This is a genomic window from Umezakia ovalisporum Ak1311 (genome assembly GCF_029891685.1).
Taxonomy (GTDB): Bacteria; Cyanobacteriota; Cyanobacteriia; order Cyanobacteriales; family Nostocaceae; genus Umezakia; species Umezakia ovalisporum.
Map to the genome: position 1 here is coordinate 32,458 of NZ_JANQDJ010000067.1, position 20,918 is coordinate 53,375.

At 41.4% G+C, this 20,918-nt stretch carries 17 protein-coding genes; 8 read left to right on the forward strand and 9 right to left on the reverse strand.

The genetic code is table 11. The features are described from left to right. Positions 1-26 precede the first annotated feature (26 nt). The 3 genes from NWP25_RS12485 to NWP25_RS12495 form a co-directional block, all read right to left on the reverse strand. Complete coding sequence (locus tag NWP25_RS12485) at positions 27-1,874, reverse strand: ABC transporter ATP-binding protein (RefSeq protein ID WP_280651770.1); 1,848 nt, start codon at positions 1,872-1,874, stop codon at positions 27-29. Positions 1,875-1,959: 85 nt separating this feature from the next. After that, positions 1,960-3,138: a glycosyltransferase family 4 protein gene (locus NWP25_RS12490; protein ID WP_280651769.1), complete on the reverse strand. Its 1,179-nt coding sequence runs from the start codon at positions 3,136-3,138 to the stop codon at positions 1,960-1,962. Between the two features lie 20 nt (positions 3,139-3,158). Further along, complete coding sequence (locus NWP25_RS12495) at positions 3,159-4,523, reverse strand: glycosyltransferase (protein WP_280657507.1); 1,365 nt, start codon at positions 4,521-4,523, stop codon at positions 3,159-3,161. A gap of 321 nt (positions 4,524-4,844) precedes the next feature. Here NWP25_RS12495 and gloB point away from each other — a divergent pair, with 321 nt between their 5' ends. From gloB to NWP25_RS12510, 3 genes are all read left to right on the forward strand, one after another. Then, a complete protein-coding gene (gene gloB / locus NWP25_RS12500) occupies positions 4,845-5,618 on the forward strand; it encodes a hydroxyacylglutathione hydrolase (RefSeq protein ID WP_280651767.1) in 774 nt (257 codons plus the stop codon). 157 nt (positions 5,619-5,775) lie between these two features. Next, positions 5,776-6,750, forward strand: a complete 975-nt coding sequence (locus tag NWP25_RS12505) for a GDP-mannose 4,6-dehydratase (protein ID WP_280651766.1) — start codon at positions 5,776-5,778, stop codon at positions 6,748-6,750. Positions 6,751-6,849: 99 nt separating this feature from the next. Next, positions 6,850-7,947: a glycosyltransferase family 4 protein gene (locus tag NWP25_RS12510; RefSeq protein WP_280651765.1), complete on the forward strand. Its 1,098-nt coding sequence runs from the start codon at positions 6,850-6,852 to the stop codon at positions 7,945-7,947. A 206-nt stretch (positions 7,948-8,153) separates the two neighbouring features. Here the strand turns inward: NWP25_RS12510 and pyk are convergent, their stop codons facing one another. Continuing rightward, positions 8,154-9,926 carry a pyruvate kinase gene (gene pyk / locus NWP25_RS12515; protein ID WP_280651764.1) on the reverse strand — a complete coding sequence of 591 codons (1,773 nt, stop codon included), beginning with the start codon at positions 9,924-9,926 and terminating at the stop codon, positions 8,154-8,156. 432 nt (positions 9,927-10,358) lie between these two features. Between pyk and crtR the strand changes: the two genes are divergently transcribed. Next, complete coding sequence (crtR, locus tag NWP25_RS12520; RefSeq protein WP_280651763.1) at positions 10,359-11,249, forward strand: beta-carotene hydroxylase; 891 nt, start codon at positions 10,359-10,361, stop codon at positions 11,247-11,249. A gap of 473 nt (positions 11,250-11,722) precedes the next feature. On the opposite strand, the gene aroH is transcribed toward crtR, so the two are convergent. The 3 genes from aroH to NWP25_RS12535 form a co-directional block, all read right to left on the reverse strand. Further along, entirely contained in the window at positions 11,723-12,136 is a 414-nt protein-coding gene (gene aroH, locus NWP25_RS12525; protein ID WP_280657509.1) for a chorismate mutase, read from the reverse strand. A gap of 81 nt (positions 12,137-12,217) precedes the next feature. Beyond that, positions 12,218-13,039, reverse strand: coding sequence for a signal peptide peptidase SppA (gene sppA, locus NWP25_RS12530; protein WP_280699527.1), 822 nt, complete (start codon positions 13,037-13,039; stop codon positions 12,218-12,220). Between the two features lie 497 nt (positions 13,040-13,536). Beyond that, positions 13,537-13,833, reverse strand: a complete 297-nt coding sequence (locus NWP25_RS12535; RefSeq protein WP_280651760.1) for a hypothetical protein — start codon at positions 13,831-13,833, stop codon at positions 13,537-13,539. A 408-nt stretch (positions 13,834-14,241) separates the two neighbouring features. Between NWP25_RS12535 and NWP25_RS12540 the strand changes: the two genes are divergently transcribed. From NWP25_RS12540 to plsY, 4 genes are all read left to right on the forward strand, one after another. Beyond that, on the forward strand, positions 14,242-15,039 hold the full coding sequence (locus NWP25_RS12540) for an MlaE family lipid ABC transporter permease subunit (RefSeq protein WP_280651759.1): 798 nt from the start codon (positions 14,242-14,244) through the stop codon (positions 15,037-15,039). Between the two features lie 62 nt (positions 15,040-15,101). After that, a complete protein-coding gene (locus NWP25_RS12545; RefSeq protein ID WP_280651797.1) occupies positions 15,102-15,518 on the forward strand; it encodes a DUF3119 family protein in 417 nt (138 codons plus the stop codon). Between the two features lie 116 nt (positions 15,519-15,634). Then, positions 15,635-16,867 (forward strand): DUF3086 domain-containing protein, encoded by a 1,233-nt coding sequence (locus tag NWP25_RS12550; protein WP_280699528.1) that lies wholly within the window; start codon positions 15,635-15,637, stop codon positions 16,865-16,867. Positions 16,868-16,909: 42 nt separating this feature from the next. Then, positions 16,910-17,590, forward strand: a complete 681-nt coding sequence (gene plsY / locus NWP25_RS12555) for a glycerol-3-phosphate 1-O-acyltransferase PlsY (protein WP_280699530.1) — start codon at positions 16,910-16,912, stop codon at positions 17,588-17,590. A gap of 101 nt (positions 17,591-17,691) precedes the next feature. Here the strand turns inward: plsY and tatC are convergent, their stop codons facing one another. Then, positions 17,692-18,483 (reverse strand): twin-arginine translocase subunit TatC, encoded by a 792-nt coding sequence (gene tatC / locus NWP25_RS12560; protein WP_280651756.1) that lies wholly within the window; start codon positions 18,481-18,483, stop codon positions 17,692-17,694. Between the two features lie 110 nt (positions 18,484-18,593). Then, on the reverse strand, positions 18,594-20,789 hold the full coding sequence (locus NWP25_RS12565) for a lytic transglycosylase domain-containing protein (protein ID WP_280699531.1): 2,196 nt from the start codon (positions 20,787-20,789) through the stop codon (positions 18,594-18,596). Positions 20,790-20,918 lie beyond the last annotated feature (129 nt).

Sequence of the window (20,918 nt, forward strand, 5' to 3'; positions counted from 1 at the left end):
AATATATAAATTATGGGAATCAGTGGTTAATTGATGTTCTTCTTGAGGAGAATCGACATCTGATTATATTTGCTGCTCTTGTCTTCCTGTTCACCAAATTGCATGGAATAAAGGCGCGAGTAGTAACCGCCCTTTTTTAATAGTTCTTCATGGGTTCCCAGTTCTACCACACGACCTTGATCAAATACAGCAATTTGATCAACTTTTTGAACTGTAGAAAAACGGTGTGCAATTACTAAAGTTGTGCGATCGCGGCTGAGATTATCTATAGCAACTTGCACTAACCGCTCAGAAACGGTATCTAATGCTGAGGTAGCTTCATCTAAAATCAAAATTTCTGGATCTTGCAGTAAAGCACGTGCTATGGCTAAACGTTGGCGCTGTCCACCAGACAACATAACACCGCGATCGCCAATCAAGGTGTCTAATCCCTGGGGTAATTTGCTAATAAATTCATAGGCATTTGCTTGCTTGCTAGCTGCGATAATTTCTTCATCCCTAGCTTCTGGTTTTCCGTAGGTGATGTTATTTTTTACCGAATCATTGAAAAGGAAGGTATCTTGACTAACAATACCCATAGCCCTGCGTAGAGATTTGATATCAAACTTGCGTATATCTAGCCCATCAATGGCAATGTAGCCAGAAGTAGGATCATAAAATCTCGGTAATAAATCAGCCAGAGTTGATTTACCTCCACCAGAACTACCTACCAAAGCTAGAGTTGTCCCTCGTGGTAAATATAACTCTACATCTTTGAGTACTAACTTATCAGTACCGGGGTATGAGAAAGACACATGATTAAAATGTATTCCCTGGTTTAATCTGGTGTAGGGTATATCACCATTGACCATTAAAGGTTTGTTATCCCGCCTTAAGAACTCAGCCACAACTTCTACACTGGCTGAGTTATTGGCAAAGCTACTGCGAATAGAATTTAACTGGGAAACAAAAGGAAGTAGTTTCAGGAGTACCAATAAATATGTCAATAGAACAGCTGAAAAGGAAGCAATTTGCTCCGTGAATATAATTCTTCCTATAAAAACAATCAGAATTAAACATATAAGTCCGGCTACTTCACTGGTTGGTCCGATAATATTGGCATTAACTTGAGATTTAAATTCTGCTGTTTCGCGGTTATGAATTAGCTGGTTAATTTTTTTATATGTTCTTTCTTCATTGGCCGTGGCCTTAACTAGGCGAATTCCACTCAGTGTTTCTATGAGGCTAGATGTCTGAACTTTAGACATCTCTGTTAGTATTTTGCCGAAATATTTTGAGCGGGAAATTGCATACTGATTTATCAATGTAACAAACCCTAGTAAAACTGTAGAAATAATAGTTAATTGCCAAGATATTGATAGTAAAATAAAAATAAAAATAAAAATTGTAATTATAGTTATTATTAATTTAATCATATTATTTAAAGAAACAGCGGCTCTGGAAACCTCCCCATTAACATTTGTCATTAAATCACCAATTTTCATCTTAGTGTAATAATTTATGTCAATATCTAATAGTAACTTGACACCCGCCCTTCGCATATCTGATGTCAAGGTACGAGATATAGAACTAGATGCTAAATTACTGGCATAGCTAGCTGCATTTTTAAAGAAAATTATCAATACAATCGCTCCTGCCATCATTACCAAGCGGTAAGTCTCTGGAAAATTATCAAAAGGCGAGATTACATTTTTGATAATAGGTGGAGCATTGGTTAAATCTATTTCTTGTCCGACAATTTTTAAAATAATTGGCACAATCATTGCTGTGCTAATGCCATTAAATAAAGCTCCTGAAAATCCTAACAGTATTGTTAAAATAATTCTACCCGGATAGGGTTTAGCAAATTTCATAAGCTGATTAATGGTAGACATAGGTAATTTCAAAATGAAAGTTTTAAATTTAAAATATCCTCTGGAATATATTCAGCTGATAGTATTTATCAAAACTGTAAAAATACTATGTTACTAATTGGGAACATATTTCAGATAATGTCGACGCCATGGTATTAATACTATAATGTTTGACACACCTAGCCCTGGACATTTTGCCTTTTTCTTTGGCTTCATCTAAATGCTCGAATATCCATTGAATTTTCTCAGCAATTTGTTCAGGGGAACTTGGGTCAACTAAATAACCAGTTTCATCTAATATTTCGGGAATATCTCCCACTCGTGTTGCTAACACTGGCTTTGCCATTGCCATTCCATCTGTTAATTTGATGGGAAACTGTGCTCTAGCTACAGGTGTATCCCTTTGAGGAACGATAACTACATGAGCAGCAGCAACGATTTCTGGCATTTTTTCTATTGGTACTGGGGGTAGCTTAATAATCCAACGTCCCCAGCGGGCTATGAGTTTTTCGTCATAATCATCATAGGGATTACCACCTACAATTACTAATCTGAAATTTAGTTCATTTAACTGATCAAGTGCCATTAAAACATCTTCTAATCCTTTATGTGGTCGAGGCGCTCCTGGGAACATGAGGACACGATATTCTGCTAGGCCATAACGTTCTCGACTTACTTGGGCATCAAACTTTTGCGGATCAAAAAGGCTAGTATCTTTGCCATTGGGAATATAAGTGCCACCAAAACGATTGAGCAAGAATTTAGTGTCTGCTGTGACAGCGTTAGCTTGCTTTATCAATGACTCCATCCACTTTAAATACAATGGATGGTCTGGATTTCTTAAAGCCCCTTCTTTTTTGAAAACGTCTCTAACTAACCGCTTGAACGTGGGACGATAGCTCCACTCATCACCCCCGTGCCAACTTAACTCCCAATCATCAATATCTACAATTACAGGTTTGCCATGGAAAATCTTCTTAATTAAAGCGACACCATAGCTTGTAGGTTTTGGTTTCACCGCCCAGATAATATCACCATCAATTTTTAGCAACAGCTGCTTGACGGAAGCAAATAACTGTGGATAATTGGAACCGGGTAAGTAATAAATTGGTATGTATGATGGTGGATGAGGATAAATGTTTTCTCCAAATAAAAATCCCAAAACTTCTACTTCATAATTCAATTTCTTACATACCTGACTTAGCAAATATGCTCTATCCACCCCACCTTTGGAGAAATTAGGTGTAAGTATGGAAATTTTTAACTTGTCTTTTTGTCGATTCATACATAATAATTAACTGTTAATTAATCCGCAGAGTATTTTGGGTAATTATTGGTTATTTCTCTATAAATCTGTACCATTTCTGAGGCCACATTATCCATTGTCCGCACAGGCTGAATACCTTGACGTAATCTGGCAATTAAATCGGGGTTTTGGACAAAATGAGCGATGCTACTACTCCATGCTTGTATATCTTGAGGTGGCACTAACCAACCATTAACCCCATGCTGAACTAACTCGGCAATTCCTCCCAAGTTGGAACCCAGTACAGGAATGCCAACGGCTTGTGCTTCTAAAACAACAAGAGGGCCTGTTTCCAACCATTGCGATGGCACTGCCAGTAGATCAAAACCTGCCAGTGCCCCTTGGACTTCTTGGCGTGAAAGCGGTTCCGCAATGTGAATCCGGTTATCATGAGCAGCAATTGCTAAAACTTTTTCTCGATTGGCTACACCATATTTTTGGGGATGGGTGGCATGAATGATTAATTCAACAGCCACGTCAGCAGGTAGACGATGTACAGCTTCGGCTAGAACTTGTACTCCCTTGGTTTCTTGCCAGCGCCCTAAAAAACCGATTTTTAAAGTAGCGTTTTTTGGTTTTCTTGGTACTGTTTGCCGTGGAAAAGTCTGAGCAACACCCTGACGGCAAAGAGTGAGTTTGTTTTCCGGAACTTTGTTTAAACGAAAAGCATCATATTGCCACTGACTCGGTACGACAATGCGATCAGCTAGTTTTACTAGTTGCATCAGCTGGGTACCATGTTCAGATACTTGCCTAGGTATACTGAAAGTTTTACCCAGTAGGCGGAGTCTAATACTCTTGTAATTACGTACTTTGGTTTCAGCGGCCATACCTAAATTCATGGGAATTAGCCTTAATGTGGCCATCGCCCAAGACGGTACTCTCTTTGGAACACCTAAACAATAACTACAATCCGTTGGATCAATTAATCCATTACAAATTTGCTGACCATACCGCATCATTGTACCCCGCAGACACAGAGGTTCCGGCATATGGACAGTTACCACAGTTGCCATAGCTAATTTCTTTGCCATAGCGAGATGAGGTAAACCACAGTCAAATCGCCAGGAATGCTGATGATAGACATCTGCTCGATTATTTTTTAGCCAATTGGCAAAAGACTCAAATCCTCCGTGGGGTAATTGTTTATGCACCTGTATCTTCCGCTGGTTGGCAAAAACTGGATAGCGATACACTGGGACGTTGTTATGTTTGTAAGTTTCTTCCTCAATGCTATGCCGGCAGGCTGCAACTATGGCTCCGACTCCATGTGTTTGTAAGCCTTGTACCAGGGAATCTATGTATACTTCAACACCGCCTGATGTTTCGGGAAAATACCAAGAGCTTGTGTGGATTGATTTCATTTATGAGTTCATAAATATAGGCATTCCGAGAATAGTTGAATTCATAGTACATTTTACGGCTTGAATATGGGGTCAATGTTTAACAAGATTTAGTTTAATCTTGCTTTTATTTCTGTTAAATGTCACTAAAATTACACTTATATATCCCCAAGTATATTTTCAAGAAATTGAATTATTGAAGCAGCAACTTTACCCTACTATGAAAAATTAATAATGTGTGAGCATTGTAAATGTAGTAGCCTGTGATCAGTCAATAGTCATGCAAACAGTTAATACTGAATTAATAGGCAAAACATCTACTGAGTCAGAGAAACAAAGCTTATGCAGGTAATCCGTCTTCAGGCGCTCTCAGACAACTACATATTCTTACTGCACGATCATCAGCAAAATATTGCTGCTGTTGTCGATCCGGCAGAGGCTGAACCAGTATTAACACAGCTTGCAGAAATTAAAGCCGAGTTAGTGGCGATTTTCAACACTCACCACCATCATGACCATGTAGGTGGAAACAAACAGTTAATCAAACATTTCCCTAACCTGACAGTGTATGGCGGAGCCGAGGATCAAGGGAGAATTCCCGAACAACAGGTATTTCTACAACAAAGTGATCGCGTTGAGTTTGGCCATCGCACCGCCGCAGTTTTATTTGTTCCTGGACACACCCGCGCTCATATCGCTTACTACTTTCCGCCGGTAACATCTGGTGAACCGGGAGAGTTATTCTGTGGTGATACTTTGTTTGCTGGTGGTTGCGGTCGTTTATTTGAAGGAACACCGGCACAAATGGTGGAATCCTTGAATAAACTACGCTCTCTCCCGGATAATACTCGTGTTTGGTGCGCCCACGAATACACCTTAAAGAATTTGCAATTTGCCCTGACTGTGGATAGTGAGAATACTGAATTACAAAGGCGTTACCACGAAGTGAAAAACTACCGCAGTCGTCAAGAAGCCACTGTTCCTTCATCATTGGGAGTGGAAAAGCTCACCAATCCCTTTTTACGTTGGGAACAACCATCATTACAGTTAGCTACTAAAAGTAGTGATCCGGTACAAACTTTTGCTCGTTTACGAGGAATGAAAGATAAATTTTAGTTAATTAGTTAATTAACTGATGTGTAACTAAACATTCTCCTGTACCGAACTTTTATATTAGCCCTCATGGTGTGGGAATATGATTCTTGGAACTAAAGATGTGAATCAGTACCACAGTTACTTACCCACATCACAACTCATACTTCCAAAACATTAAATGACAATTAAAAAAGCCCTAATCACCGGCTTAACTGGACAAGATGGCTCCTATCTTGCCGAACTTCTCTTAACAAAAGGTTACCAAGTATTTGGTCTCGTCCGCCGTTCAAGTACCAGCAACTTAGAGCGTATTAGCCACCTGTCAGGCAACATTCAAATAGTACCTGGTGACCTCTTAGATCAATGTTCCTTAATGGACGTAATTGCAAACTCTCAACCAGATGAAATTTATAACCTCGCCTCTCAAAGCTATGTCCCTCTTTCTTGGACTCAACCCTCTCTCACAGCGGAATACACAGCCCTTGGTGTCTCCCGTCTTTTAGAATCCATCCGTCGCTGCAAACCAAACGCCAAATTTTACCAAGCATCTAGTAGTGAAGTTTTTGGTCAACCAGACGAATCACCTCAAACTGAACGCACCGCTTTCCGTCCCCGTAACCCCTACGGTGTGGCTAAAGCTTATGCCCACTGGATGACTGTTAACTATCGGCAAAAATACAATCTCTACGCCTGCTGTGGTATCACCTACACTCACGAGTCCCCCCGGCGTGGTACAGAATTTGTATTTCGTAAAATTACCCACACAGCAGCCCAAATTAAACTCGGTTTGGCAAATGAATTAAAATTAGGTAATTTAAATGCTCGTCGTGATTGGTGCTACGCCAAAGATGCTGTTTATGCCATGTGGTTGATGTTACAACAAGAGCAGCCTGAGGATTATATTATTGCCAGTGGCGTAACTCACTCAGTCAGAGAACTCGTTGAGTGTGCCTTCAACTGTGTCGGTCTCAACTGGCAAGATTATGTTTCAGTTGACCCGGCATTTTACCGTTCCGATGAACCAGTGCAGTTAGTTGGTTCTATTGATAAAATTAGCACTGAATTAGGTTGGCAACCTCAACACTCTTTTGAGGAAATGGTTGAGTTAATGGTTGATTATGACCTCAAAGAATTGAGCAGCCGCCCAGCTTAAAGATTTTGGTGTTAAAGTTTGTAGTTAAACCACTTCCAGAACATAAAAACTATCTGGAGTGGGTTTTATACTGCTCAACAAAGATTTTTTTCATCAAAAATGCTCAAAAACGCATTAAACCATCAATTAATTATAAATTTATCCATTCTCTTATCTAAGCCAACAGGTATCAGTAAATATGCTCAAAATATTTTTCCTTATTTAAAATCTTTGGAACCCACTTTATTAACAGCGCAAACATATTCTGAATTTAATTGCTATTCAGTCCCAAATAATCTGACCCCCGCTCAAGGTACAAAAGGTCATTTGCAGCGCTTATTGTGGACACAGTTTGAACTACCACAAATTTATAAAAACCTCAAATCCCGGTTGTTATTTTCTCCTTTACCAGAAGCACCCCTGAATACTAACTGTCGTTTTGTAGTGATGTCTCACGACCTAATACCGTTGCGCTTCCCTAAACCTTTCTCGCCGTTAACACCATACCATCGTTACTATACTCCCCAAGTTCTTCAACAGTCGCAACACATTATCTGCAATTCCCAAACCACAGCCCAGGACATGATAGACTTTTACCAAATTCCTGCCAGTAAAATTACCCCCATTCCCCTAGCTTACGATGGCCTCCATTTTCGCCCTCTGAAAGAAACATCGGGAGATGGTCAACGGTATTTTCTCTACATTGGGCGGCATGATCCTTATAAGAATTTACATCGGCTGATTGCGGCTTTTGCTCCACTAGCAAATAAAGGTGAATATGAACTGTGGTTAGCAGGCCCCATTGATCAGCGTTACACTCCACTTTTACAAACACAGGTTGCAGAATTGGCAATTACCGAGCAAGTAAAATTCCTCGACTACGTATCTGATCAAGAATTACCAAAAATTATCAATGATGCCATTGCTTTAGTTTTTCCCAGTTTGTGGGAAGGTTTTGGTTTCCCCGTCCTGGAAGCCATGGCTTGTGGAACTCCAGTTATTACTTCTGAGCTTTCTTCTCTCCCAGAAGTTGCTGGTGATGCTGCGATTTTGATTAATCCTTACAACGTAGCAGAAATTACCGAAGCAATGCAGATGATAGGGGATGATATGAAATTGCGATCGCACCTTTCCAGTCAAGGTCTAAATCGAGCCAATCAATTCAGTTGGGAAAAAACTGGACTTGCCACCGCAGAAGTTTTATCACAGTATCTTTGAATGTGAGGCTCCAAATGGTAATTGACTAGGGAACAGGGAACAAAGAATAAATTCGTGTGTACTTTGTCAAAATCTGTAGGGCATTATTGACCGTACCTACTAGATTTCACACCTGGCAAACCAGAACTAGAAAGCCGAGGGGAGCGACTTTAGCCCTCCCAGTAGCAACAGTTTAGAATCCCCTCGCCTAAAGGCGAGGGGAGAGGTCAAGGAGTTCCCACCGCCCCAGAATAAACTAAACCCCGTTGCAGATCCAAAGTCAGAATTGCTCCATCATTAATAACTTTTGTTGCTGTCTTCACACCCACAATTACGGGTACACCCAGACGCAAAGCAATCACTGCAGCATGACTGGTAAGACTATCATCTTCCGTGATAATCCCAGCCGCTTTACGAATTGCATCCACAAAATCGGCATCGGTGCGGGGTGCAACCAAAATGTCTCCCGGATTAAAATTAGTCACTTCCATGCCAGTGTGAGCCACCCTAGCACGACCACTCACCGAACCTTGTCCCAAACCAATGCCTTGACCGAGAACGGCTGTTACCACTTCAACTTTCAACAAATCCGTTGACCCAGACACTCCTTGCAGTGTACCAGCAGTCATGACGACTAAATCACCCTCAAACACGTACTTATGCTCTTGAGCAACATTGATAGCAGCTTGAAACGTCTGCCCAGTGGAAGGTAGCCCCAGCACCAACAGAGGTTTAACTCCCCAAACCATTTGTAGCTGTCGCGCCACGTTGACATGGGGTGTCACAGCCAAAATAGGTGTACGGGGACGGAATTTAGAGACATTACGCGCTGTAGCCCCTGTTTGTGTAAGGGTCATAATTGCCGCAGCTCCCAACTGTTCTGCAATTTGTCCCACGGCCTGACTAATAGCATTGGGAATAGAGCGCCGATTATCCCGCTCTTCTGGACGGGTCACTGAATGCAGGACTTTTTCCTGTTCAATACGTTCAGCAATTCGTGCCATTGTTGCCACTGCTTCCACTGGATAATTACCCACAGCAGTTTCATTGGATAGCATCACAGCATCAGTGCCATCTAAAATCGCATTAGCGACATCTGATACTTCCGCACGAGTGGGACGGGGGTTATTCACCATGCTATCCAACATTTGAGTAGCTGTGATAATGGGAATTCCTAAGCGATTAGCTGTAGCAATGAGCCGCTTTTGCAGTACAGGGACATCTTCTGCAGGTAGTTCCACACCTAAGTCACCTCTGGCAACCATCACCCCATCACATAAAGCCAGAACTTCTTCCATTTGTTCAATAGCTTCATGTTTTTCAATTTTGGCAATTACTGGAACCTGCTTGCCTGTGCTAGAAATTAGCTCTTTAATTTCAATCATGTCCTGGGGGTTGCGGACAAAAGAAAGTGCTACCCAGTCTACACCTTGATCCAGACCAAACATCAGATCTTCACGATCTTTGTCGGTCATAGCCTTAATCGACAGGTAAACACCGGGAAAATTGACACCTTTGTTGTTAGACAATTTACCTGCCACGGTGACGCGACAATGTAAATCCCCGTGATCACGGTTAATATCCTCAACTCGCATTTCTACTCGCCCATCGTCGAGGAGAATTTTGGCACCCACTGGTACTTCCGTGGACAAATGTTCGTAAGTGACACAGCTAATTTCTTGTGTGCCGATAATTGGGCGATTTGTCAAGGTGAAGCGATGGCCTTTTGCTAAAATTATCGACCCATTCTCAAACTTACCTAAGCGAATTTTTGGCCCTTGTAAGTCTTGTAGAATTGCCACGGGCTGGTTTAATTCAAAGGCAGTTTGCCGAATTAAGCGAATACTACGCTGATGGTCGGCATGAGTACCGTGGGAGAAGTTGAGGCGCAGTGTCGTTGCACCGGCTTCAATAATAGCCTTCAGCATTTCTGGGCTGCTAGTGGCAGGCCCAATTGTAGCAACAATTTTTGTCCGGCGTAGAGAGTCTCTTAATTGCATAGGGGCTGATTTTAGGGGGCTATCTCTATCTAGAGATTCATAATAAGTTAAGGGGCGTTTCGTTTTCAGTCACTGCTATATCCATAACCAGAGACTCGCGGTATCAATGGGGGTGTGAGGGTAACTCAAAGCAGAAATTATTAATTTTTCTTGTCTTAATATTTCCCAAGAGTTGTGAGATAGAGTAGATATCGTACACCAAACTTGGTTACTTCCTCCGCAAGAGAGATTTTTTTATCAACCCTTTGGTGGTTGCCTAGCACATCTTATCTGAGTCGGCAAAAATTTATCTCTCGTCTGGAATCATAGCGCCATTCATCTGCTCTTCAACAAAGATAAGGTTAAATATTTCTAAACAAAAGCTTACAAAACTTTATAATCCACTCATATTTATCGTATATTCGTAATGTTTAATCAAAGAAGGAGTTAAGAATGCTCGCATTGGAGGCACAGAAGTCACTGAAAATCCCACCTAAAGAATTTTTAGCGCCTCCTGGTGATTTTAATCCTACACTGTTGCTGTTTTTAGCTACGGTAACAATGTTGGTGTTATCTAACTTTGGTTACTGGGTATGGCAATGGCCACACTGGTTATGCTTTGGTGTTAACACCATTGCTTTACATTGTGCTGGCACGGTAATTCACGATGCTTGTCACCAATCTGCCCATCGCAACCGAGTGATTAATGCCATATTAGGGCATGGTAGCGCACTGATACTAGCTTTTGCTTTTCCAGTATTTACACGAGTCCATTTACAGCATCACGCCCATGTGAATGACCCCAAAAACGACCCAGACCATTACGTGTCCACAGGAGGTCCTTTGTGGTTGATAGCTGTGCGTTTTTTATACCATGAGGTATTTTTCTTTCAGCGACGACTGTGGCGGAATTATGAACTACTAGAGTGGTTCATCAGCCGCTTAATTGTTGTAACGATTTTTTATATTTCCATTCAGTATCATTTTTTAGGCTACATTCTCAATTTTTGGTTTATCCCAGCGTTTTTGGTGGGGATAGCATTGGGATTGTTTTTTGATTATTTACCACATCGTCCCTTTGTAGAACGGAATCGATGGAAAAATGCCCGGGTTTATCCTGGTAAACTGCTTAATATCCTGATTTTAGGACAAAATTACCACCTCATACATCACTTGTGGCCTTCAATTCCCTGGTATAATTACCAACCTGCTTATTATGTAATGAAGCCGTTATTGGATGAAAAGGGTAGTCCTCAGACATCTGGACTACTGGAGAAAAAAGACTTTTTTGAATTTGTTTACGATATCTTTGTCGGAATTAGATTTCACCGCCATCACGAATAGAAACACCCCCAGCCTCACCCCTCACAGGGGTAGGTTTTTTACAAAGACATTGATAATAGGGCTAGACTTGGTAGACAAGTAAGGAAAGTGGACAAGGAACAAAAAGCAAGAAAAATTAAAACCTATGAAGATGAAGATTTAGTGATACATCAAAAAGCGTTTAATGCCGCGATGACAATTTTTTAATTATCAAAACAGTTTCCTGGGTAAGAAAGATATTCTCTCAGTGAGAAAATGCGTGGTTCTTCTCGTTCAGTGTTTGGGAATTTTGCAGAAGCTTCGAGAAAAAGAAGATATCAAGCCTCATTTATTGACATTTGGCAAAAATTTCAACAATCAAAAGAAAATCATTAATTGCTGAAATTTTGTATCACCAATGCACAACTTGGACAGTCAACATTTCTGGTTGAGGAGTATCACCACCCTAATTGCTAATTTTGTGCTAATTTTTACATATAATTTACAGTGGTACTTTAAAGTTTTGAGTTGATTACCTGCTGTGATGGTTGTAACGACTCAGGTAAACTCCAGTCTGGACGTAACTTAGCAGCTTGGCGCAAATAAATATGATTAATTGGTGTAGAGGCTGGGAGGTAAGCGTGGATGAGAAAGCGGATGCAGCGCTGTAAGCTACCTTCGACGTGCATTTGCTGTACATCCAACATAGCTACATTATCCCAACCAGAACGCGATCGCGCAATCGCTGCCGGAAAAATCGCATCTAAATCACGGGTCACAGAGAAAGTAACGCTTATCATCTCCTGTGGGTGAAGATGATTCCGTCGTTCTAATTCATCTATAAGTTCTGTTACCGCTTCTCTAATGGCTTCAATGGTGTTTTCAGAAACGGTTGTTGCTCCGCGAATAGCTCGCATTTGCCACTCCACGCCAAAATCCTCCTTAATTAGTCATGATCTATGAGTCATTGGTCATTGACGCAAGATGATTGACCAATGACTATTAATTAGTTATGGTCTATATAACCACAGTGGCAGACCACTAGTAGAAATTTCAAACTCCAGCCAATCAATTCCCCCTCCAATTCCTGATGAAAGCTGACGGCTTCCGGACAAGACCCGACTCAATAAAGGTTTACGTTCTTCTAGCGTATAGCAAGGTGCTTTCTCAGGATCAAGACCCACCATTTCTGCTGTCCAGCAACGTGCATCTTCTTCGGTTCCCAGGCGGTCTACAACACCCAATTCTAAAGCTTGTTCTCCGGTAAAAATTCTCCCATCAGCAAAACTTTTGACAGTTTCTACTTGCAAAGAACGCGCCTCGGCCACTGTGTAGACAAACTGCTGATAACTGACATCAATCAATTCTTGCAGGATACTTTGTTCCGGTAAAGTTAATTCCCGGTCAAATGCCAAAATATCTTTGTAAGGGCCAGATTTGATAACTTTGAACGAAACACCAATTTTGTCTAGCAACCGTTCCAAGTTGTTCCCCCGCAAAATCACGCCAATACTCCCGGTGATGGTTCCGGGGTTAGCCATGATGTGTTCAGCTCCCATACCAATGTAGACACCGCCAGAAGCGGAAATATTACCAAAGCTGGCGACAATTTTGATCTTCTTGCGTAACTTCTTGAGAGCGCTGTAGATTTCTTGAGAATCCCCAACTGTACCCCCAGGACTGTCAATGCGTAGGAGTAAAGCGGGGAATTTTTTCTCTTCTACGGTTTTTAGGGCTTCTAACACGCGCTTGCGAGTAGAACTTGCGATCGCACCAGTAATTTCAATCCGGGCAATTTGTTTACGAAACTTGGACTTAAAAGGCCAGACCATGAGCAGTTAAAAAACCTCTGTAATACACCCAATATAAAATGCCCTGGGCTTAAACAACCTACTTTACCCTGTTCCAAAAATAAGCAGGTATTGTGCTGTGGAGAATTTTACGTTACTGTAGAATAACCTCCCTTCAAGGCAGGAGAGTTTCAACTAACTAAATATCCTTCTTTATCAGGATTACAGAAATTTTGACTGTTGACTGTCCAAGTTGTGCCTGGGTGATACAAAACTTGAGCAATTAATGACTCTATTCTTAATAGACAATGAATTTTACTGGGGTAAAACGCAAAAATTGTAAATTTTTATTGCAGGATTCAACACTTCTGTCAGGATTTGTAATTTTTGTCAACTATTAATTAAATAATTAATATTTTTTTTAAAAAAGTTTTTAAAAATTTAATTATAAACAAATTCAACAACCATAACCTTCATCTAGGTTGCCAGTTGCTGGCAGTTTATCACTGTGTGAACACCCAAAAAAGTGTTGTCATCACTTAAGAGTCAATGCGTAAAATTTGACAACGGTAATAAGCATAAGTATCAAAGAGCGCCCCGACGAAACTACAGGTCAAACTAATGATGACTAGCCCACGAAAAGGATTACCACTGCCAAAGATGAAGAGAAAATGCATGATCCCAGTGCTGGTGGCATCAGTTCCGCCTTGTAAGGCGGGAAAGTGACCCATGAGGGCTAAAAGGAATAATAAGCCCCCGATTAAGAACATGGGAGTGATAAAACTAAAAAACATCGTCAGCAGCAGGGAGCGGAGAAAGTTAGTGAAAACAGTCATTTACAGTAGGCTCCGTGAAGAAAGTGAATAATAGCGAAAAAAAGCTATATCTCATCTTCCAGAATAAGTGCGATCGCTTTTTATCACACAAGATGTCAAAAATCTTAAGTTTTCATTAAAAAAAACAGCCACCTGCGAAATGAGATAATTTGAGGATTAAGAAGTCTAAAATTGTCTGTAACCCCAGCAAAATAAAGGTTTGAGTCAAAAATATTTAGTAATCAGGCTATGAACACATAAATTACATAAGTTTACTTTCTGAGACTAGTTTTAAATTAAGTTAATGTTTTAGCCAGACGGCGAAACGCAGGAGAGGAGGAGAAAGGAAAGTTCTCAAGCCCATTCCCCTATCAATTAACAACAGACATCCGCTATTCTTAATGCAGTTACCGAGTTAGCTACAAAACATTGAGTGAAACTAAATCCAAATCCAGTTTAGGAGCATGGAGTCAGCGATTGCTGGCAGCGATTTTCCTGGGTGGACAAGTAATAGTTCACCTCTTGAGGGGAAAAATCAATTGGCGCAACACTGTGGAGCAAATGGCAGCTGTTGGTCCAGATTCCCTATTTATTGCCCTGTTAACCGCTGTGTTTGTTGGTGCAGTGTTTACCATTCAGGTAGCGCGGGAGTTTATTAACTTTGGTGCTGGTAATCTGGTGGGCGGAGTTTTGGCGGTAGCATTGACACGAGAACTATCACCCGTGCTCACCGCAGTGGTTTTGGCCGGAAGAGTCGGTTCCGCCTTTGCGGCGGAAATAGGAACTATGCGGGTAACCGAACAAATCGATGCTTTATTTATCTTAAAAACTGATCCAATTGATTATCTGGTAATCCCTCGCCTGCTTGCTTGCTGCTTAATGTTGCCAATTTTAACCCTTCTGTCTTTAGTAACAGGGATTTTAGGGGGATTAATGATTGCGACAAATATCTATGGTATTGCCGATACCGTATTTCTAAATTCAGCTCGTGATCTTGTCGGTATTTGGGATATTATCAGCGCTTTAATTAAGGGGTGTTGCTTTGGCTTGTTAATAGCCATTATTGGTTGCAGTTGGGGTTTAACCACTAAGGGAGGAGCTAAAGGCGTGGGACAATCAACCACAACGGCGGTTGTTACTTCTTTGCTGATTATATTTACCAGCAACTTCTTTCTTTCGTGGTTAATGTTTCAAGGTATGGGCGGTGCATTCCTTCAAGGGTTTTAACCTTGGAAACTGCTTGTTAACTGAGTGAAAACTCTGAACCCTTAACTCTTAAAATAAAATAGATATCTAGTGTCAAAACAGGATTGGAAACTGTGACCAGTTTATTTCCGCCTAACTCCACATCAACTGTGGAACTCCAGCCTAGTTACCATATCCCTGTGGTATTGCTGATTGCTGTCATTCCACTATTAGTACTACAACTTTGGTTAGGAGTAGTCATGGCATTGCTGGGTTTATTTCTTTTGTTGCAAACTGTGACAATAAGGTTACAGTTTACGGCTACGGACTTAGATATTTACAGAGGCGAAAAATTACTGCGGCGCTTTCCCTACGAAGAATGGCAAAACTGGCGTATATTCTGGAATGGAATTCCTATCCTGTTTTATTTTAAGGAAGTGAACAGCATTCACTTTTTACCGATTTTATTTGATCCCAAAACCCTCAAGAGTTGCTTAGAAGAACGTTGTCCACGTATTTGAGTGCTTTTCTAAGTTCTATGTTGATGTCCCATAGGTAGCCCGTACTGACGGCATTGAAACTAGACTATATTTCTGAAAGTTATTTATTCGCATCATAAGGAATTGCATTATTGTTTATGAACCCAGAGGAATCTCAAACCCCAGAACAGATTGATGAGTGGTTGGAACCAATACCAGCAGAAAACCCATCCATAGAGTCAGTCCTGGAAACAGAAGCGCCAACTTCATCTGCAAATCTAGAGCCAATCATATCTAATACAGAAGTGGCAAATTCTGTAATTGAGTCCACAACTGAGTCAACTGAGGCACAAACTCCTGTACTGGGGTCAGAAGTAGAATCAGAGTCACCAGATAATTCACCACAAGCGGAAGCCAAAGCCAGAATCCCAGAATTACAAGGGGAAGAAGCGGCTCTCAAGGCAGAAATAGCCAAGCTACAAGCAGCTTATAAAACCCTTCAGGAGCAACTAAATCAAACTCAAATATCTCTGGGAAGAATTGTACAAGAGTCCCTGGCACAGCTAGAACAACGCAAACAAGCACTGCAAATTTCTGTAGAGCAGCTAGAACGCCGACAAGAACGCATTCGTAATGAAATGCGAACCACTTTTGCAGGAGCATCCCAAGATTTGGCAATTCGGGTACAGGGCTTTAAAGAGTATCTCACGGGAAGCTTACAGGATTTGGCAATGTCAGCCGAGCAACTGCAACTGACACCACAAGTTGTAGTAGAACCACCAACACCGGTGGTTAAAGACGTTAAAACAACTCAAGAACAGCCAGAAACCCCCCAATTTGCCCAACAGCAGTTTCAAGATACTACAAATAAAATTCGCCGCCTGATTGACCAATACCGTAGTAAACCAGATTATTACGGACCTGCTTGGCAACTGCGTCGTACTTTTGAACCAGTCCACGCAGAAAGAGTATCAAATTGGTTCTTTAAGCAAGGAGGACGCGGTGCTTTGCAAACCATGACCAGCCGCTTGCAAAATATTCTCGTCGCTTCAGCGGTGGTTTCGATATTACACAGGTTATATGGCGATGGCATCCGTACCTTAGTTTTAGCTAGTTCACCAGAACGTTTAGGTGAATGGCGGCGCGGTTTGCAAGACTGCTTAGGAATTGGTCGCCCGGATTTTGGCCCAGACCGAGGGGTGGCTTTATTTGAAACACCTGAAGCCCTGGCTCAGAAAGCAGAGCGATTGATCAAAGCTAATCAATTACCTTTAATTATCATTGATGATTCCGAAGAGCGAATCAGTTTAGCGATGTTGCAGTTTCCTTTGTGGTTAGCTTTTGCCCCTGACCCTAAAACAGTGAAAAATTATAATAATGATGACTTTTAACTGAGTAAATCATGACTGTTTATACTTCTTTGTGATTTAATTATGACTATTTGGTTGAGTTTGTGTGGTGTGGCTTTGCTGGTAGCTTATCTGTTGGGTTCTTTTCCCACTGGCTACATTACTGTTAAACAGTTAAAAGGTATTGATATTCGAGAAGTTGGTTCGGGTTCAACGGGTGCAACTAATGTATTGCGAACCTTGGGGAAAGGCCCAGGCGCTCTGGTTTTAGTTATAGACTGCTTTAAGGGAGTCTTAGCCATCGTACTTGTTTATTGGTTGTTCAGTTTTGCCCCTAGTCAAAATCTTATCCCGTCAACTATAAATATCCCAGTGTGGCAACCCTGGATGATTACCTTAGCTGGGTTGTTTGCTATCTTTGGACACAGTAAATCAATTTTTTTGGGCTTTTCTGGTGGTAAATCTGTTGCTACCAGTTTAGGAATTTTATTGGCGATGAATTGGCAAGTGGCCTTAGCTACAGCAGGTGTATTTGCTCTGTTGATAGCCATATCGAGAATTGTATCTCTCAGTTCCATTGCAGGCGCTATTGCAGTTCCTATTTTGATGGTAGTTCTGGATCAACCACTACCCTATATCCTGTTTGGTATTACAGGGGGATTGTATGTAATTTTACGCCATCGTACCAACATTGAGCGCCTGCTGGCAGGTATGGAACCAAAAATTGGGCAGACCTTAGCAACAAAGAAAAGTGCTGATAGCTGACTATATTACTGATTAAAAGACAAGATAGACTTTACCTCAAGGTGGCAAACATTTATCCCACGGCTAAAAGCTGGTGGGATTTCTGCTTGAATTATTTTTTGTCATTTACCCGTGAGCTTTACTAGACCAATACCCCCAAAGTATAGTCCTAACACTGCCCCTGCTAACAAACTTTGGGTGAGGGGGTCTGTGGAAGGGGTCAGAATAGCACCTAGAACTACTGCTCCCATAATCACATAACGCCAGCCAGAAATCATCCTTTTGGAGGAAGCAATGCCCAAATTACCAAGTATTAATTGAATAATCGGAATTTGAAATGCTAAACCGGTGCTGAATAATAGTAGCAGGACAAATTCAAAGTACTTATCAATAGACCACAATTGATCTACTACATCTTCACCGTAACTAATGAAAAAATTCAAAGCGGCGGGAATGAGCAACAAGTAGGCAAATATTAAACCCGCAGCAAACAGCACACTAGAACCTAAAACTACTGGCCCCAATAAGCGGCGTTCACGGCGAGTTAATCCTGGGAGAAGGAACTGAATAATTTGGTAAAGAATAAAAGGGCTGGAAAGTACTAAGCCACTGTAACCTGCGACTTTGATGGAAACAAAGAAATATTCTCCGGGGGCAAGTTGGAGAAATTTAACTCCTTGGGCTGGGACTTCTAGTAACTTGACAATGGGTTTAACGGCTATGAAACAGCCAATAACACCAACTGCGACAGCAATTAGAGAATAGAAAATTCGTTGTCGTAACTCTTCTAGGTGGTCGAAGAGTGACATTTCCACTTCATCTGGCAACTCATTGAGAGGATCAATTTTTGATTCTGAGTTGCCATATTCCTCTAGGTGGAGGTCAGGAGTAGTTACATCTTGTGAGGGTGTCATTAGTCGAATCAATAGGCAACATTTGTTAACTATTGTATCCGGGGAAGCAGCGACCAAGCTATGTTTTTGGCCGCTTAAAGATTTTTGTACTTTTGTTCAGCAACATTACCTTACCTTTGGGGTAATTTTGGATGTGTATCTGAGTACTTTGCTACCTGAGCCGAAATCTCTGGGTTATAAAGTCTCAGATAATTCCAGTAATTACCAAATACTTGTCGCACATAATTTTTAGTTTCATCAAAAGGAATGGCTTCTACAAAATCATCTGCATCGTTTTTGCCAATAGTTTGCAGCCATTTAGCAACATTACCGGGGCCTGCATTGTAACTGGCGATGGCTAACATGGAATTATCCTTATACTGTCTATGGGTATAGTCTAAATACCATGTCCCCAGATTAATATTTTCGTTGGGGTCTTCTAAGTTAATTGTTTTGCTATCCAACTGTATCTGGGGGGCAATCCATTCACCTGTGCTGGGCATCACCTGCATTAACCCAGTGGCCCCCACAACAGATCTGATTTTTGGCTGAAACATTGATTCTTGACGGATCAAGCCAACCACTAGCAAAGGATTTAATTGACGTTCAGCAGACCATTTTTTAATTTCCTGGCGATAGAGAAAAGGATAACGGGCTTTCCAGTAAGTAATTTTTTGGCTCAAAGCCTGATACTCGGCTTGTTCTTCTGGTTTTTCCCGGTCTTCCAATCGAGAAATCAAGTTAATTGCGGAGAGATTTTCTCCCCTAGTTAACCGCATTAACCCCTCAGTAAATTGTTCTGCTACGGTGGGCTGGTCTTTATTCAAAAATTCTGTTTCCCATTGCAACCAAGCATCACGGTCTTCACCTAGTAAATACAGTTCTTTGAAGGTGTCTGAACCTGCGGGAGGTATTGGACGTTGAGGTATAACTACTTCTGGTTGCAATTGGCGCAGGTTGTCAAAGTTGCCTACATTCAGCCCCAGATGTACAGCCGATCGCCACCCATAGTAAGAGTAAGGAAAGTTACTTAATACATACTCATAAGCTGCTTTAGCTTCCTGTTGCTTTCCTATTTTATTTGCCCATTTACCCATCCAAAACCCTGCTCTAGGAGCTAAAATACTCTGAGGATTGTTGGTAACAATTGGTTGTGCCCATTGCCAAGCACCTGGGTAATTTTGGGCTTTGGCTTGCTCTTTGGCTCGGTTCCAACGATACTCTGCAGCTTGATCAGAACTGCCGTATTTACTTAAGAGCAATTCCCAAGTCTGTTGAGCGGACTTTTGATCATTGAGTCCTTGGTAAATTTTGGCTTTTTCTACTACTGCATTGCTAGCTTGTTGGGGAAAATTAGCAATTACTTGGTCAAGATAGGGTAGAGCTTCTTTAGGGTTTCTAGCTAATTCTGCCAAGCGCAATAGAGCTAGTCCTGTCTCGTTACCTTGAGGAAATTTTTGTACCAGTTGCTGATAAATGGTTATTGCCTTTTCCCGTTCTTTACCTTCTATCTGTAACCCCCGGCCAGCGCGGTAAAGGCTGCGGGGTGTTTGGGGTGCTTTAGTATAGGCATTGGCAGCCTTAGCAAATTGATTGTTTTCCCAGTAGGCTCTCCCGACAATTTCCCATTCTTCGGCTTTGAGATGAGGTTGTTTGACCAGCTGATCTAACACACCCACTATTCCCGTTTGATTATAGGCGTACTGTGCCAAAATTAGCCTGAGTTTTGGCTGATTGGGATTCTGTTGTAACCTCTGATAAATAATTTCCCAGGTGAGGGGATGGGAAGGAAACTCAGCAATGGCCGTATCATGATGCTTTGGTAGTGCGATCATATACAAAGCTTTGGCTTTAGCCGCTTCTTGGGGATATTCTCTAAGCACTCTTTGTCGGAGATCCGAAGCCTTACCATCCTCACCCAATATGTCTTGTGCTTGTGCCTGTTTGAGTAAAATGTAGGGAGCAAGACTGGGATAGGTTTTTTCTAGCCCTTGCAGCAAACTCAAAGCCTTTTGCGCCTCTTTAATCTCCATCAAATCACTCGCCAATAAATAACGGGCACGTTCTCTGTCTGGTGAACTGGAACCCTTGGCGATGGTTTCTAGTTTTGCTGCCCGTTCTTGTCGTGACTTTGATACTAGTGGAAATACGCCTGAATTGGCTTGGTTATCTTTAGAAATTTGTTCAAACTGAATTTTGCTCAGGTTTAACCATTGTCCCAAGGATTTTTCTATCTCAGGTGCTGATGCTATTGCTCCTGCTGAGAAGGCAAACAGGGCCGCACCAGCCATGAGAAAAATTTGTTTTTTCTTTAGTTTCTTCAGCATGAATATTCGCTGAAAAGTTCCGATAAAGTTCTTGAAACTTTAGCATTCCTGGCTGTGAGTGTAATCACTTTTTTCGTTTTAATTTTCAATTCCTTGGAGAATCGAAACTTTTGCCAGTAATGAATCTTA